Raw genomic sequence first — 14,454 nt, 5'->3', positions numbered from 1 at the left:
GCAATCCTAGGCCGCCTGCGGCAGCGCCGCCCCCAGTTTTTCCAGCAGGTGCTCGCACTGGAAGACGCACAGGGTCTGGCGCTGCGCGTCCGTGCCGATGTCGAGCATTTCATCCATGTCGCCGCGCAGGTCGTCGTGCGTGCCCGTGCGGATGATTTGCGGCGCCGCAAAGCGCTGGCTGTCGGAGACGGTCATGATGTTGTCGACATGGTCGACGAGGAAGCCAAAGCGCTCGGCGCCCCGTTCCACGATCAAGATCTTGCCCGCGCTGGCGTCCGGCAGGGCCGGCATCGCATACAGCTGGCGCAGGTCGATGATGCTGATCATTTGCTGGCGAAGGTTGAGCATGCCGCGCATGCAGGCCGGCATGCCCGGCGGCGTCGTGATGGCGCCGCTGAAATCGATGATTTCGCGCACCTGCCCGATTTCCACGGCGAACGGCGTTTCCACCGTAAACGTGATGTAGACGCGGCGCTGCGCCTTGCGCGTGGCGGCGCTGGCCGTGTCCGTGTCGTCTGGATACAGGCGCTTGTGGCCGTCGCGCATCTCGACGATCTCCGCCTGCGACAGCATGCCCTTGTGGTCGAGGAGGATGATGTCGCCCAGGCCTTCTTTCGTGATGCAGCCGGCGAACATGGCGGCGCGCGCCTTGCTCAGCAGGGGAATCGGCAGCACGTCATCGGCAAAAAAATGCACGATGCTGTCGACGGAATCGACGAGGAAGCCCACTGTCGCCTCGTCCAGGCGCAAGACGATGACGCGCTGGTCCGGCGTGGCTTCCCTGGCCGCCTCGCCGGATGCGGCCGCCTGCAGCAGGGCGCCGAAGTCGACGACGGCCACCTGGCTGCCGCGAAAATGCATGCGCCCGAGGCACAATGCACTGTTCAGCAGCGAGCTGTGCAGCTCGGGCACCTTGATGATTTCCTGGATCGCGCACATTTCAAAGGCAAACGTGGCGCCGGCCGCGTGAAAGCTCACGCACTGGCGGCGTTCGCTTTGCGCATGGTAGCGCGCCGTGCTCAGCTTGGCGCCCGCCGCCTGCAGGGCCAGCACGTGGGGCACGTTTTCGATGCGCAGCAGGGCGTGCGGGTCGAGGATTTGCAGCAGGCGCGCGCCGCCGCCCAGTAAAATCGTGCCGGCAATGACGGCGTGGGCGTCGCCGGCCGCATACTGCAGCGCGCTGCGGGCGCTGGCGGGCACGCGCAGGATTTCGCCCGTATCCTGGAAGACGATGCCGACCAGCACCTGCTGGAAGTCGAGGATGGCGACCTTGTCCGTGGCCACGGCGCCCGGCGCCCCGGCGCGGAACAGGCGGCCCAGGTTGACCACCGGAATGACGCTGCCGCGCAAGGTGAACATGCCTTCCAGATAGGGCGGCGACAGGGGCAGGGCGGTCACCTTGGCGGGATAATTGACGACCTCGCGGATGCAGCTGGCGGGCAGGGCGAATTCATCGTCGCCGAGAAAGAAGGAGCCGAACAGTTCCGTGGCGCCGTCGCCCTCGCGTGCTTCATGCTTGTCCATGGGCGCTTTCCTTGTGTGTCATCCATCCGGCATGCGTCACCACATCGGTGACGGCGTAGCTGCGGCGCGCGCAATCGATCAGCAACTGGCGCCCGTGGCGTCCGCCCAGCGCGCAAAAATGCACGCGCAAGCCGCATTGATCGAGGTATTTTTGCGCCGCCTGCGCGTTTTGCCGTCCCACCTGCAGGCGGCCATGGACATGGGCGGGGCCGAACATGCTGGCGCCGCCGGCCAGCACCACGTCGATATCGGGGTAGTCGGCCACGCGCGCGCCCATCAGGCGCAGCAGCAAAGGCACGGCCTGGCTCACATAGCGTGCATTGAAGGCGTGTGCATTCGGCGCGCCAAGGGCATGCCCGGCGCCGGGCGCTTCCGGCAGCAGACAGTGGGCCAGGCCGCAGCAGGGACCATTTTTCCAGAGGAAGCCGATGCCGATGCAGGAGCCGAGCAGCGCTTGCAGCTGTTGCCCCGGCGTGCCCACGCTGAGTTGCCCCATGCCAACATGATGCGGCGGCAGGCCAGGCTCGAGGAGAAGGCTCATGCGCTACCCGCCTTGTAAATCATGGGAAACTCGAATTGATAGCCGGTGCCCAGGCGGGCGATGGTTTCCGATTCGCCCAGGATCAGCCGCCCCTCGTCCTTCAGGCTCAGGCGTGCCTGCCGCAGCACGGTTTCCTGGTGCTCCGCGTCGAAATAAATCAGCACATTGCGCAGGAAGACCAGGTCGAAGCGCCGCGCCGGGCGCAGCGCCTCGAGCAGGTTGTGCTGCGCAAAGCTCACGTGCCGCCGCAGTTCCTCGCTGACCTGGACGCCATAGGGCGAGGGCGTGAAATATTTGCGCAGCAAGTCCGGGTGCGACAGGCGCAGGCGTTCCACGGAGCGCCCGCTGTACTGGCCGGCCCTGGCCGCGCCCAGGATCTGCCGCGAAATGTCGCTGGCCAGGATCTGGTAGCGGAACGCGGGCGCCTGCAGCCTGAATTGCTCGCACAGCATGGCGATCGAATACAGTTCCTCGCCGCTGGCGGCCGCCGCCGACCAGACTTCCAGGCAGGCGCCCGGATGGGCGCGCGCCCACGCGGGCAGGTAGTGCTCGCGCAAGTGATCCCAGATATGCGGCGTGCGGAAGAACAGGGTGTCGTTGGTGGTCACCAGGTCGATGAAATGCGCGACCTCGTCGCGGTCGCTGGCGACGCGCTCCAGGTAAGCCTGGTAGCTGGGCAGGGACAGCGCCTGCAGCCGCGGCTGCAGGCGCCGCTCCAGCAAGTCGCTCTTGCGCGATGTCATGGCAATGCCCGTATGCTCGCGCACCAGCGCGATCAGGCGCGTCAGCACCTCGGGCGTCAAGGTGGCCGCGTGGCGCATCGCTTACACCACGAAGCCGGAGACCGTGCGGTTCAGGCTGCCCGCGCGCTCGTTCAGTCCATCCGTGGAGCGGGCGATGCTGTCGCAGTTGGCGGCCGATTTCTCCGTTTCCTCGGCGATGTACTGGATCGCCGTCGATACTTCGCGCGCCGTCAGCAGCTGCTCGTTGGCCGCCTTCGAGATGTCCGAGATGGCCAAGGTGGTCTTCGCCACGCCCGAGACGATCTTGTCGAAGGCGTCGCTGGCCTGGCGCGAAATCTCGCTGCCGGTCGAGACGCGCTTGACGGATTCGTTGATCAGCTTGGAAATCTCTTTTGTCGCCTGCGAGGAGCGCTCGGCCAGCTTGCGTACCTCGTCGGCGACGACGGAAAAGCCCAGGCCGTGCTCGCCCGCGCGCGCCGCCTCGATGGCGGCATTAAACGCCAGCATATTCGTCTGGTTGGCGATTTCGCTGATGACCTTGACGATTTCGCCGATGTCTTCCGACGAGCGGTTGATCAGGTCCATCGCCTCGATGGACTTGGCGACGGCGCGCGCGCCCGCTTCCGCTTCCTGCTGCGTGGCTTTCGCCAGGGCATCGGCGCTCGAGGTGTTTTCCGCGATGGAATTGATGGAAAAGGTCAGGCCGTCGATGGAGGCGTTCATTTCTTCCACCGTCGCGCCCAGCGCCTGCGTGCCCACGGCCACGCCCGTGGCCCGCTCGGCGATGGCATGCGAGGCGTCGGCAAAGCCGTTCGCTGCCGAGACCACGTTGCCGATCACGCCGCGCAGGTCGACGATCATCTTGCTGATGCCGCCGGCCAGCAGGTCGATCGGTTCCCCGCCTTCGGGCACGATATTGCCGGTCAGGTCACCCTGCGCGGCGCGCGCCACCGAGGCGAGCAGGGCGTCGACCTTGCGGTTGTCGCTGGCGGCCCTGGCCTGGATGCTGTTTTCCAGGTTCACCTGTTCGCTGATGTCGATGGCGAACTTGACCACTTTATACGGCTTGCCGTTCAGGTCGAGGATGGGATTGTAGGTCGCCTGTATCCACACCACCTTGCCATCGTTGCCGATGCGCTTGTAGCGCCCGCTGTCGAATTCGCCGCGGTTGAGTTTTTGCCAGAATTTCTTGTAGTCGGAACTGCCGGCGTACTCGGCTTCGCAAAACATGCGGTGATGCTCGCCCTGGATATCGGCCAGTTCATAGCCCATGACGGCCAGGAAATTGTCGTTCGCGTCCAGCACCTTGCCCTGCATGTCGAACTCGATCACCGCCTGCGCCTTGCCGATGGCGCTGACCTTGCCTTCGTATTCGGCATTGCGCATCTTCAGGGCCGTGATGTCGCTGGCAAACTTGACCACCTTGAACGGCCGTCCCTCGGTATCGAAGATGGGGTTGTACGAGGCGCTGAGCCAGATTTCACGTCCATCCCTGGCCACGCGCTTGTACTCGCCGGCGTCGAACTCCCCCCGGCCCAGCTTTTTCCAGAACTGCGCGTATTGTTCGCTCTGCGCATAGTCGGCGGCGCAAAAGATGCGGTGATGCCGGCCTTCGATTTCTTCCAGCGTGTAGCCGACGCACTTGAGGAAGTTGTCGTTGGCGCCCAGGATGGTGCCGTCCAGGCCGAACTCGATCACGGCCTGCGCCTTGCTGATGGCATCCATCCTGCCTTCGTAGTCGGCATTGCGGCGCTTGCTGGCCGTGATGTCGGTGGCAAACTTGATGACCTTATACGGTTTGCCGTCGGCGTCGAAGATGGGGTTGTACGAGGCATTGATCCATACTTCCTTGCCCTCCTTGGAGAGGCGCTTGTATTCACCCTGGTCGCTTTCGCCACGCGCCAGCCCGGCCCAGAATTGCCGGTACGCGGGTGTCTTGGCGTAGCCGGCGTCGCAAAACATGGCATGGTGCCGGCCTTGCACTTCGGCCAGGCCATAGCCGAGCATGCGCAGGAAATTGTCGTTCGCATGCAGGATGGTGCCATCGAGTTCGAACTCGATCACGGCCTGGGCACGGTTGAGTGCAGTATTTATCGCTAGTAAGTCCAGATCCTGCGATGGGCTGACATGGCTGGCTGCGTCCATAATATTTCCTTCAGGGTGAGACGAAATGAATGGGGACGATAATGCGGATCTGTTCTTTATATTGCTGCGTGAAGCGCAATGGCATCGCGCCGGCGCCTGCCACGGTGAGAATCGGTGAGAATGCGCGCGGCGTAGTGGCGTGGCCTGGCATGCGTTCTTCCCGTCGCGCCGTGTCTATATTAAATGAATTGCATGGTATTGATTTGAATCAATAATTTTATTATTCCCCAGCGCCTGGCGAAAAACAAGGGGCGGAAATAAATAATGCAAAAAGTGTCGTTATCGACCTGCCATGGCATATATCAGAGCAATTCTTCGCATAATAAAACGCTGTTTTAAACATTGCTCTTTTATTATTTGAATGAATATCCAAATGATAGCTGCCGGCGGCCCCCTCGGGCGCGGCAGATTCTTTGCCCGAGCGATGTTGTACCATGGCATACCATGCAAACCGCGCTGTGGGAACGACAAAAATAATACGAGCGTTCTTTTATGCGGTATAGTAAAGCTTCATCCCTTGCAACCACCTCATACGTTGAGCAAAACCAATAAGGAAGAGACATGAGTGCTGAATATCAAGTCCATGGCGCCGTCGCCGTCATTACCCTGAGTAACCCGCCCGTGAATGGGCTGGGCCTGGCGACGCGCACGGCCGCCGTGGCCGGCATCCGCCAGGCGCTGGCCGACGAGGCCGTCAAAGCCATCGTCATCACGGGCGCCGGCAAGGCCTTTTCGGGCGGCGCCGACATCAAGGAATTCAATTCGCCCAAGGCGCTCACGGAACCGACCCTGCACACCCTGATCAACGTCGTCGAACAGTCGAGCAAGCCGGTGGTGGCGGCCATCCACAGCGTGTGCATGGGCGGCGGCCTGGAGCTGGCGCTCGGTTGCAACTACCGCGTGGCCGCGCCGGGCGCGCAGATGGCCTTGCCGGAAGTCAAGCTCGGCATCTTGCCGGGCGCGGGCGGCACGCAGCGCCTGCCGCGCGTGCTGGGCCTGGAAATGGCCCTCAACATGATCGTCTCGGGCACGCCCGTGGCGTCCGAGAAACTGGCCGGCACGGCCCTGTTCGACGAAGTCATCGCCCCGGGCGCCGATTTGCTGCCAGCCGCCGTGGCCTTCGCCACCAAGGTGGCCGACGTGCGTCCGCTGCCGAAAGTGCGCGAGCGCAAGGTCGATTACCCGAACCACGAAGCGTTCCTGCAGTTTTCGCGCAATACCGTCAAGGCCATGTCCGGCCCGTTTCCCGCGCCGCTCAAATGCGTCGATGCCGTGGCGGCCGCCGTGACGATGACATTCGACGATGGCTTGAAATACGAGCGCGAGCTGTTCATGCAGCTGGTGCAGTCGCCCGTATCGAAAGCCTTGCGCCACGCCTTCTTTGCCGAAAGGGTCGCCAGCAAGGTGCCCGACGTGCCGGCCGACACGCCCGTGCGCACGATCTCCAGCGCGGCCATCGTGGGCGCCGGCACCATGGGCGGCGGCATCGCCATGAACTTCGCCAATGCGGGCATTCCCGTGATGCTGCTGGAAACCAAACAGGAAGCGCTGGACAAGGGCCTGGCCACCATCCGCAAGAATTACGAGAACACGGTCAAGAAGGGCAAGTTGACGCAGGACAAGGCCGAGCAGCGCATCGCTCTGGTCAGCGGCACGCTGGCGTATGCCGACATCGCGCAGGCGGACATCGTCATCGAAGCCGTGTTCGAGGAACTGGGCGTCAAGGAAAGCGTGTTCAAGCAGCTCGACGCCGTCATGAAGCCGGGCGCCATCCTCGCCTCGAACACGTCCACCCTGGACCTGGACAAGATCGCCGCCTTCACCGAGCGTCCGCAAGACGTGGTCGGCACGCATTTCTTCAGCCCGGCAAATGTGATGAAGCTGCTGGAAATCGTGCGTGGCGCGAAGACTGGCAAGGACGTGCTGGCCACGGCGCTGGCTCTGTCGAAAAAACTGAAGAAGACGGGCGTCGTCTCGGGCGTGTGCGACGGCTTCATCGGCAACCGCATGATCGAGCAATACAGCCGCCAGGCCGGCTTCCTGCTGGAAGAAGGCTGCCTGCCGGAGCAGGTCGACAAGGCGGTCGAGAAATTCGGCTTCGCCATGGGCCCGTTCCGCATGGGCGACCTGGCCGGCAACGACATCGGCTGGGCCATCCGCAAGCGCCGCTACGTGGAAAAGCCGGACGTCACGTATTCGAAGACGGCCGACCTGCTGTGCGAACTGGGGCGCTTCGGCCAGAAGACGGGTGCCGGCTGGTATGACTACAAGCCGGGCGACCGCAAGGCGTATGCCTCGGAACAGGTCAATGCCATGATAGTCCAGCATTCGGCCGATATCGGCGTGGCGCGGCGCAAGATCAGCGACCAGGAAATCGTCGAACGCCTCGTGTATGCGCTCGTCAACGAAGGCGCGCGCATCCTGGAAGAGGGCATCGCCCTGCGCGCCTCGGACATCGACATGGTGTATCTGACGGGCTACGGCTTTCCCCTGTTCCGCGGCGGCCCCATGTTCTACGCGGACACGGTCGGCTTGCCGAACGTGCTCGATACCATCCATGGCTATGCGAAAGGCCGCCATGGCGAAGCGTGGACGCCGGCGCCCCTGCTGGTGAAACTGGCGGGCGAGGGCAAGGGTTTTAATAGCTAAACGGACGCCAACAGTATTGTCGGATGAGCGCGGCTTTGCCGCGCTCATCCTGCCTACGGTTTGACAAGGGGCTCAAGAGCCGGGTAGGTCGGATTAGCGGCGGCACGCCGCGTAATCCGACGCCACCACGGACGCCAGCAAGCATGTTTACTTCTTCTTCGCCACCATCTTGACCGCCTCGTTGACGATGACGGGGTTGTCTTTCTGGATGTAGTAGCCGGCGCCCGTGATGCGCTCGATGGCGGGCGCGCCGGACAGGCGCTGCCAATCCTTTTCCTGCGCCCGCACCACGTTTTCAAACGAGCCCATTTCCTCGATGCCAAACTTGTCGCGCACCAGCAGCATGGCGGGCACGCGCAGCGGGCTGGCCATGTCGACATGTTGCAGGCATTGCGCCTGGGCGTCGAATTCGGCCGATTCCGTGCTGTTGAACATGAGTTTGCGCCGCGTCTTCACGAGCATGGCGTAGGTGGAGGCGTCCGTCTGCAGGCGGCTCCATTGCTGCGGATGCGTGGGGTCGAGCAAGACCAGGCCGGCCACGTCCTGCGGGTACAGCCTCGCATATACATACTGGTACAGCCCGCCCAGGCCATGGCCGACCAGCACGTACGGCGGTTTCAGGCCCGCCTGCGCCAGCAGGGCGCGCTGCTGGGCGGCAATGGTGCAGGGGTCGCGCGGCGTGGTGGTTTTCTGGCTGTCGCCGTAGCCGGGACGGTCGTACACGAGCACGCGGTGCTGCTTTGCCACTTCGGGCACCACCTTGGCCCACACATCCTTGCCGTCGCCCATGGCCGACTGGAACACCACGGGCAAGCCGCCCTGGCCGCTCAGGGTGTAGGCGATGCTGGCGTCGGGCAGGGCGGCCGTGGCGGGCACGCCCGGCATCACCGGGGTCGATGGCAACAGGGAGCAGCCGGAAAAACAGCCTGCCAGCAGCAAACCGGCGCTGGAGAGAAGCATGGTGCGCGCGGGGCGGCCGACGAATAGATGATGCATGAATCTCCTTCTTGGTTCACTGCCCGGTATGGCGTGCCAGCCATTATAGGCAAATCGCAGGGAAGTGGAAATGCCGAACAGAAGCGGATTTCGCGTCCTGTCAGCCGGCGTCGGCGCGGTGGCAGACGGCTTCGATGCGATTGCCGTCCGGATCGAACAGGAAGGCCGCGTAATAGCTGGCGTGATAGTGGCGCAGGCCGGGCGCGCCCAGGTCGATGCCGTCCGCGGCCAGGCCGGCTTGCCAGAAGGCATCGACGGCCGCGCGCGTGGGCGCCTTGAAGCAGCAGTGGCGGCGCGGCGCGTCGTCCGGCTTGGGGCCCAGGCGCACGGAAAAATAGCTGCGGCCGGGGTGCTCGGCATCGCTGCGTTCGCCATAGCCTATCCACGCATGGGCATGGTCGCTGCCCACCTTGGGCACGCCGAGCGCGGCGAAGATGGCGTCGTAGAAGCGCTCGGCGCGCACCAGGTCGGCAACGGTAAGGGAAACATGATCGAGCATGGGCATTCCACTGTAAAAACAAGGACGGCCATAGCATAGCCCGGATCAGGGCGGCCGTGGGCGGCAGTAACCGAGTGACACTGGCGGCAGCCGACTGCCGGTTACGGGCGGCTGGCGAGCCGCGCCACGATACTGCGGCTCATCAGTTGCACGCGCGGCGCGAACAGCATCACGGCGCAGAAGGCCACGGGCCAGGCGGCAAGGAAGGCATGGCGCCAGCGGGGCAGGAAGTCCGCCTGCAGGCCGATATTGAGCCAGGTGACCCAGGCGCTCATCAGCAGGGTCATGACCAGCGACATCAGGAAGGCAAATACGCAGCGCAGGCGCAGGGCGTCGGACATGGGGCACTTTCGAAAAATGAAGGAGTTGCCAGCGTAACGACTTGCAGCAATCTATACTAGAGCCATATTTTTAATTTCAAATTCCATAAATGCAATCATGCTCGACGAATCATGCTTGATGACCTAGCCCTGTTTGTTTCCATAGTCGAGGCGGGCAGCCTGCATGCGGCGGCCGTCAAGGAAGACTTGCCCGCCGCCACCGTCACGCGCCGCCTGCAAAAGCTGGAAAGCCGGCTCGGCTACCGTTTGCTCAACCGCAGCGCGCGCCGCCTGCAGCCGACGGCGGAAGGCTGGCAATACTATGAACAGTGCCGGCCCCTCGTGCACGCGCTGCGGCAAGCCACGCAGCAGCTCGACGCCAGCCTGTCGGCCGTCTCGGGCAGCATCCGCGTGCTGGCGCCCGTCAACTTCGCCAGCGGCTTGCTGACGCCCGCCTGGGTCAGCTTCATGCAGCAGTATCCGGATATCCGCCTGGAACTGGAACTGTCGAACCTGCTGCAAGACCTGGTGGGCAGCGGCGCCGACCTGGCCATCCGCGTGGGCGCGCTCGACGATTCCTCGCTGATGCAGCGCCGGCTGGGCAGCGCCGCGCTGGTGATGGTGGCCGCGCCCGGCTACCTGGCGCGCGCGGGCATGCCGCGCGACTTGCAGGAACTGGAAAAGCACGAGCTGATCGTGGCCGAACCGCTGCGCAGCTGGCGCTTGCGGCGTCCCGGCGATGGCGCCGAAATGCTGATCGAGCCGCAGGCGCGCCTGCGCGTCAATGAAATGCGCCTGGCCGTGGAAATGGCCGATGCGGGCATCGGCATCCTGCTGTGCCCGCTGCTGCAGTGCCGCGACGAGGTGGCGCGTGGTTCGCTCGTGCGCGTGCTGCCCGACTGGATGCCGCAGCCGCGCCATGTGTATGCCGTGTGGACGCAGCGGCGCTACCTGCCGGCCAGGGTGCGCGTGCTGCTCGAGCACCTGGCGGCGTTTGCGGCGGGCAATCCGCTGTTGAACGGGGAGCTGGACGTTTAAAGGGCTTGCTGCTGCGCCAGCCACTGCGTGAACTGGCGCAATGCGGACGTAAAACCGCTGGCCGGAGCGGCGCCGGGCCTGGCCTGAGCGAGGAAATACGCCATTTGCGCCCGCATGGCGGGATGGTGGCGCAACAGCAGCGCCGCATGCTCGTCCAGGCTGGCGGGCCAGCCGGGTTCGCCATCCTGGCGCACGATATTGCAGGAACGGATCAGCTTGCGCGACGCTTCGCGCTGCAGGCGGACGATGGCGGCAGGGTCGCGCTCGTCGTCGAGGCGCTGCGCATAATCGTCCAGCACGCGCGCAAAGTCGCCATTCACGGCCAGGGCGATGGCGAGGGGGCGCGAACGCAGGCAATCCTTCCCACTAAGTAATACCGAGCGCTTGTACTTCTCGCCGGGATCGCGTTAATATAAAGCTGCCCGCTTATCAAGCTGGCAAGCTGGCGTTTTTTGTCGTGCAATCCCGTCCATACACATGAGAGATGCAATGAAATATCTGATCGTTCCCTTCCTGTTGGCCATTACCGGCTGCGAGGTACTGTATGACGCGAACCGGGACAAGATCGGTGAGTACTGCAATAGCCTGAACAATTTTGACGACCGCAACGCCTGCCGCAAGCGCAACCAGACCAGCTACCAGGCATACGTGCAGCAGCGTGACGAGTTGAAAAAGAGCAAGAGCGACAAGTAAGCCCGCCTTGCCGTCGCATAAAAAAAACGCCGCTGACCCGTCAGCGGCGTTTTGCGTTGCAGACCCCGGCTTGCGGCCGGGGCTTGCGCCGGATCAATCGTCGGCGTAGATGTTGTTGTCCTTGGTTTCCTTGACGAACAGGGTGCCGATGACCACCGTCGCCAGGGCCACGACGATCGGGTACCACAGGCCGTAATAGATGTCGCCCTTGAAGGCCACCAGCGCGAAGGCCGTGGTCGGCAGCAGGCCGCCGAACCAGCCATTGCCGATATGGTAGGGCAGGGACATCGAGGTGTAGCGTATGCGGGTCGGGAACATTTCCACCAGCATGGCGGCGATCGGGCCGTACACCATGGTCACGTACAGCACCAGGATGAACAGCAGCAAGACCACCATCGGCTTGTTGATCTGCTCGGGATCGGCTTTCGCAGGGTAGCCCGCTTCCTTGATGCCGGCGCCGATTTCCTTCTTGAACGCCGCTTCGTGGGCCTTGCTGTCAGCATCGAAGTTCAGGCCATCGGCCGTCATGACGGCGTTAAACGACGTAAATTCCTTGGCGCCGATGCGCACCTTGGCGATTGAGCCGGCCGGCGCGTCTTCCTTCGTGTAGTTGACGGAGCTGTTCGACAGGAAGCCCGTGGCGATGTCGCACGACGAAGGGAACTTCTTGGTACCTGTCAGGTTGAACTGGAAGTGGCAGGATGCCGGATCGGCAACGACGACGACTGGCGAGTTCTTCAATGCCGCTTCCAGCTGCGGATTGGCGAAGTGCGTCAGGCCGCTGAAGATGGGGAAGTAGGTCAGCGCGGCGATCAGGCAGCCGCCGAGGATGATGTACTTGCGGCCGATGCGGTCCGACAGGCCGCCGAAGAACAGGAAGAACGGCGTGGCCAGCAGCAGGGCGATGGCGACCAGCACGTTGGCCGTGGCCAGGTCCACCTTCAGGGTCTGGATCATGAAGAACAGCGCATAGAACTGGCCCGTGTACCAGACGACGGCCTGGCCTGCCGTCAGGCCGACCAGGGCCAGGATGACGATCTTCAGGTTTTTCCACTTGCCGAACGCTTCCGTCAGCGGCGCCTTCGAGGTCTTGCCTTCGGCTTTCATCTTGGCAAAGGCCGGCGATTCATTCATGGCCATGCGGATCCACACGGAAATGGCCAGCAGGACCACGGAGACCAGGAAGGGTACGCGCCAGCCCCAGGCCTCGAACGCTGCCTCGCCCGTGGCCAGGCGGGTGCCCAGGATGACCATCAGCGACAGGAAGAAGCCCAGCGTGGCCGTCGTCTGTATCCAGGCCGTGAACGCGCCGCGCTTGCCTTCAGGCGCGTGCTCGGCCACGTAGGTGGCTGCGCCGCCGTATTCGCCGCCCAGCGCCAGGCCTTGCAGGATGCGCAGGATGACGAGGATGATCGGCGCGGCGATGCCGATGGAGGCGTGGCCCGGCAGCAGGCCGACGATGAAGGTGGAGCCGCCCATGATCAGGATCGTGATCAGGAAGGTGTACTTGCGGCCGATCATGTCGCCCAGGCGGCCGAAGACCAGCGCGCCGAACGGGCGCACGATGAAGCCGGCGGCAAAGGCCAGCAGCGCGAAAATGAAGGTGGTGGTGGGGTCGCCGATGAAGAATTGCTTGGCGATGATGGAAGCGAGCGAGCCGTACAGGTAAAAATCGTACCATTCAAAGACGGTGCCTAGCGATGACGCAAAGATGACCTTGCGTTCTTCAGGCGTAATCGGAGTTCCTTTGGTGGAAATTTTCCGTACGTCGGCCGAGCCGGATGGTGATGCCATGGTTTGTCTCCCTATGTTTTATAGTGAACCATTGCCGCGGTCATTTGTTGACCTTTCTTGCAACAGTTGGAGCGAGTCTGTTCTCCGAAACTTACGTCATGCTTGCTTCAAACTTACAGCAAGCTTACAAAAAGACGTTTCATGACCAGCATGGGGCGGCACGGCCAAGCATCAAGTTTTACGAACGATCGTGCTTAATCGTGCTATTCTCGTCCCTGCGAGGCATGAGCCCCCTATAACATTCCCCAGAGGAGACACAGCATGAATGAAGCCGTCATCGTATCGACCGCCCGCACGGGCCTGGCCAAGTCCTGGAAGGGCGCGTTCAACATGACGCATGGCGCCACCCTGGGCGGCCATGTGCTGGCGGCCGCCATCGAGCGCGCGCGCATCGAGGCGCAGGAAGTGGAGGACGTGCTGGTCGGCTGCGCCTTCCCCGAAGGCGCCACAGGCGGCAATATCGCGCGCCAGGTGGCCTTGCGCGGCGGCTGCCCCGTGACGACGGCCGGCATGACCGTCAACCGCTTCTGTTCTTCCGGCTTGCAGGCCATCGCCCTGGCGGCGCAGCGCATCATCGCCGGCGAAGGCGACATCTATGCGGCGGGCGGCGTGGAGTCGATTTCCTGCGTGCAAAACGAAATGAATACGCATATGTACCGCGACGTCTGGCTGCAGCAGCACAAGCCGGAAGTGTACTGGCCCATGCTGCAGACGGCCGAAACGGTAGCAAAACGCTACCAGATTTCGCGCGAGCGCCAGGACGTGTACGGCGCGCAAAGCCAGCAGCGCGCAGCAAGCGCCCAGGCCGCCGGCCTGTTCGACGCGGAAATCGTGCCGATGACCACCATCATGGGCGTGGCCGACAAGGCCAGCGGCATGCTGGTGTCGCGCGAAGTGACGATTGCCAGCGATGAAGGCATCCGTGCCGACACGACCTACGACGGCGTGGCGAAGATCCGCCCGGCCATTCCCGGCGGCGTCATCAGCGCCGGCAATGCCAGCCAGTTTTCCGACGGCGCGTCCATGGCCATCGTCATGAATGCGAAAGTGGCCGAGGCGAAAGGCTTGCAGCCGCTGGGCGTCTTCCGCGGCTTTGCCGTGGCCGGTTGCGAACCCGATGAAATGGGCATCGGCCCCGTCTACGCCATCCCGAAACTGCTGAAAAAGGCGGGCCTGACGGTGGCCGACATCGGCCTGTGGGAACTCAACGAGGCATTTGCCGTGCAGGTGCTGTATTGCGCCGACACCCTGGGCATTCCCATGGACCGCCTGAACGTCAACGGCGGCGCGATTGCCGTCGGCCACCCCTACGGCGTGTCGGGCGCGCGCCTGACGGGCCATGCCTTGATCGAAGGCAAGCGCCGTGGCGTCAAATACGTGGTGGTCACCATGTGCATCGGCGGCGGCCAGGGCGCGGCCGGCCTGTTCGAAGTGCTGTGAGGTAGATCAAACCGAGTCTGCGGGCGGCTTGCAGGGCCGCCCGTTTTCTTTGCATGGCCACTTTCTGCAGAG

13 protein-coding genes are annotated in these 14,454 nt (G+C 63.6%); 4 read left to right on the top strand and 9 right to left on the bottom strand.

Annotation, left to right across the window (positions count from 1 at the left end):
* Positions 1–6: 6 nt before the first annotated feature.
* Genes AC3RCJ_RS16300 through AC3RCJ_RS16285 form a run of 4 tightly spaced genes read right to left on the bottom strand, consistent with a single transcriptional unit; the run spans position 7 to position 4,953 of the window.
* Positions 7–1,524 carry a chemotaxis protein CheW gene (locus AC3RCJ_RS16300; RefSeq protein ID WP_492958068.1) on the bottom strand — a complete coding sequence of 506 codons (1,518 nt, stop codon included), beginning with the start codon at positions 1,522–1,524 and terminating at the stop codon, positions 7–9.
* Positions 1,511–2,065 carry a chemotaxis protein CheD gene (locus tag AC3RCJ_RS16295; protein WP_492958066.1) on the bottom strand — a complete coding sequence of 185 codons (555 nt, stop codon included), beginning with the start codon at positions 2,063–2,065 and terminating at the stop codon, positions 1,511–1,513. The genes AC3RCJ_RS16300 and AC3RCJ_RS16295 overlap by 14 nt, the downstream gene beginning before the upstream one ends.
* Positions 2,062–2,886, bottom strand: coding sequence for a CheR family methyltransferase (locus AC3RCJ_RS16290; RefSeq protein WP_492958064.1), 825 nt, complete (start codon positions 2,884–2,886; stop codon positions 2,062–2,064). The genes AC3RCJ_RS16295 and AC3RCJ_RS16290 overlap by 4 nt, the downstream gene beginning before the upstream one ends.
* Positions 2,887–2,889: 3 nt before the next feature.
* Complete coding sequence (locus AC3RCJ_RS16285; RefSeq protein ID WP_492958062.1) at positions 2,890–4,953, bottom strand: methyl-accepting chemotaxis protein; 2,064 nt, start codon at positions 4,951–4,953, stop codon at positions 2,890–2,892.
* A 561-nt stretch (positions 4,954–5,514) separates the two neighbouring features.
* Here AC3RCJ_RS16285 and AC3RCJ_RS16280 point away from each other — a divergent pair.
* The gene (locus AC3RCJ_RS16280) at positions 5,515–7,602 is read left to right on the top strand and encodes a 3-hydroxyacyl-CoA dehydrogenase NAD-binding domain-containing protein (protein ID WP_492958060.1); all 2,088 of its coding nucleotides are present in this window, start codon (positions 5,515–5,517) and stop codon (positions 7,600–7,602) included.
* A 147-nt stretch (positions 7,603–7,749) separates the two neighbouring features.
* Here AC3RCJ_RS16280 and AC3RCJ_RS16275 read toward each other — a convergent pair whose 3' ends face one another.
* The 3 genes from AC3RCJ_RS16275 to AC3RCJ_RS16265 form a co-directional block, all read right to left on the bottom strand.
* Entirely contained in the window at positions 7,750–8,598 is an 849-nt protein-coding gene (locus AC3RCJ_RS16275; RefSeq protein WP_492958058.1) for an alpha/beta fold hydrolase, read from the bottom strand.
* 100 nt (positions 8,599–8,698) lie between these two features.
* Positions 8,699–9,103 carry a VOC family protein gene (locus AC3RCJ_RS16270; RefSeq protein WP_492958056.1) on the bottom strand — a complete coding sequence of 135 codons (405 nt, stop codon included), beginning with the start codon at positions 9,101–9,103 and terminating at the stop codon, positions 8,699–8,701.
* A 95-nt stretch (positions 9,104–9,198) separates the two neighbouring features.
* Positions 9,199–9,438: a DUF2798 domain-containing protein gene (locus AC3RCJ_RS16265; RefSeq protein WP_492958054.1), complete on the bottom strand. Its 240-nt coding sequence runs from the start codon at positions 9,436–9,438 to the stop codon at positions 9,199–9,201.
* Positions 9,439–9,549: 111 nt separating this feature from the next.
* Here AC3RCJ_RS16265 and AC3RCJ_RS16260 point away from each other — a divergent pair, with 111 nt between their 5' ends.
* A complete protein-coding gene (locus tag AC3RCJ_RS16260) occupies positions 9,550–10,455 on the top strand; it encodes a LysR family transcriptional regulator (RefSeq protein WP_492958052.1) in 906 nt (301 codons plus the stop codon).
* On the opposite strand, the gene AC3RCJ_RS16255 is transcribed toward AC3RCJ_RS16260, so the two are convergent.
* Positions 10,452–10,775, bottom strand: coding sequence for a hypothetical protein (locus tag AC3RCJ_RS16255; protein WP_492958050.1), 324 nt, complete (start codon positions 10,773–10,775; stop codon positions 10,452–10,454). The two genes, AC3RCJ_RS16260 and AC3RCJ_RS16255, sit on opposite strands and share 4 nt — an antisense overlap.
* Positions 10,776–10,944: 169 nt before the next feature.
* On the opposite strand from AC3RCJ_RS16255, the gene AC3RCJ_RS16250 reads away from it, so the two are divergent.
* Positions 10,945–11,148, top strand: coding sequence for a hypothetical protein (locus tag AC3RCJ_RS16250; RefSeq protein WP_492958048.1), 204 nt, complete (start codon positions 10,945–10,947; stop codon positions 11,146–11,148).
* 93 nt (positions 11,149–11,241) lie between these two features.
* Here AC3RCJ_RS16250 and AC3RCJ_RS16245 read toward each other — a convergent pair whose 3' ends face one another.
* Positions 11,242–12,942 (bottom strand): MFS transporter, encoded by a 1,701-nt coding sequence (locus AC3RCJ_RS16245; protein ID WP_492958046.1) that lies wholly within the window; start codon positions 12,940–12,942, stop codon positions 11,242–11,244.
* Positions 12,943–13,203: 261 nt separating this feature from the next.
* Here AC3RCJ_RS16245 and AC3RCJ_RS16240 point away from each other — a divergent pair, with 261 nt between their 5' ends.
* Positions 13,204–14,382: an acetyl-CoA C-acyltransferase gene (locus AC3RCJ_RS16240; RefSeq protein WP_492958044.1), complete on the top strand. Its 1,179-nt coding sequence runs from the start codon at positions 13,204–13,206 to the stop codon at positions 14,380–14,382.
* The last annotated feature ends 72 nt before the right edge of the window (positions 14,383–14,454 follow it).

The organism is Janthinobacterium sp. GW822-FHT07H11 (assembly GCF_058798615.1).
The sequence above is the reverse complement of the archived record's forward strand: the minus strand, read 5'-3'. Positions and strand labels throughout refer to the sequence as shown.

What these genes read in the sequence shown, in the direction of transcription:
- AC3RCJ_RS16300 (WP_492958068.1), bottom strand. Translation starts at nt 1,524, where the DNA reads ATGGACAAGCATGAAGCACGCGAGGGCGACGGCGCCACGGAACTGTTC.
- AC3RCJ_RS16295 (WP_492958066.1), bottom strand. Translation starts at nt 2,065, where the DNA reads ATGAGCCTTCTCCTCGAGCCTGGCCTGCCGCCGCATCATGTTGGCATG.
- AC3RCJ_RS16290 (WP_492958064.1), bottom strand. Translation starts at nt 2,886, where the DNA reads ATGCGCCACGCGGCCACCTTGACGCCCGAGGTGCTGACGCGCCTGATC.
- AC3RCJ_RS16285 (WP_492958062.1), bottom strand. Translation starts at nt 4,953, where the DNA reads ATGGACGCAGCCAGCCATGTCAGCCCATCGCAGGATCTGGACTTACTA.
- AC3RCJ_RS16280 (WP_492958060.1), top strand. Translation starts at nt 5,515, where the DNA reads ATGAGTGCTGAATATCAAGTCCATGGCGCCGTCGCCGTCATTACCCTG.
- AC3RCJ_RS16275 (WP_492958058.1), bottom strand. Translation starts at nt 8,598, where the DNA reads ATGCATCATCTATTCGTCGGCCGCCCCGCGCGCACCATGCTTCTCTCC.
- AC3RCJ_RS16270 (WP_492958056.1), bottom strand. Translation starts at nt 9,103, where the DNA reads ATGCCCATGCTCGATCATGTTTCCCTTACCGTTGCCGACCTGGTGCGC.
- AC3RCJ_RS16265 (WP_492958054.1), bottom strand. Translation starts at nt 9,438, where the DNA reads ATGTCCGACGCCCTGCGCCTGCGCTGCGTATTTGCCTTCCTGATGTCG.
- AC3RCJ_RS16260 (WP_492958052.1), top strand. Translation starts at nt 9,550, where the DNA reads ATGCTTGATGACCTAGCCCTGTTTGTTTCCATAGTCGAGGCGGGCAGC.
- AC3RCJ_RS16250 (WP_492958048.1), top strand. Translation starts at nt 10,945, where the DNA reads ATGAAATATCTGATCGTTCCCTTCCTGTTGGCCATTACCGGCTGCGAG.
- AC3RCJ_RS16245 (WP_492958046.1), bottom strand. Translation starts at nt 12,942, where the DNA reads ATGGCATCACCATCCGGCTCGGCCGACGTACGGAAAATTTCCACCAAA.
- AC3RCJ_RS16240 (WP_492958044.1), top strand. Translation starts at nt 13,204, where the DNA reads ATGAATGAAGCCGTCATCGTATCGACCGCCCGCACGGGCCTGGCCAAG.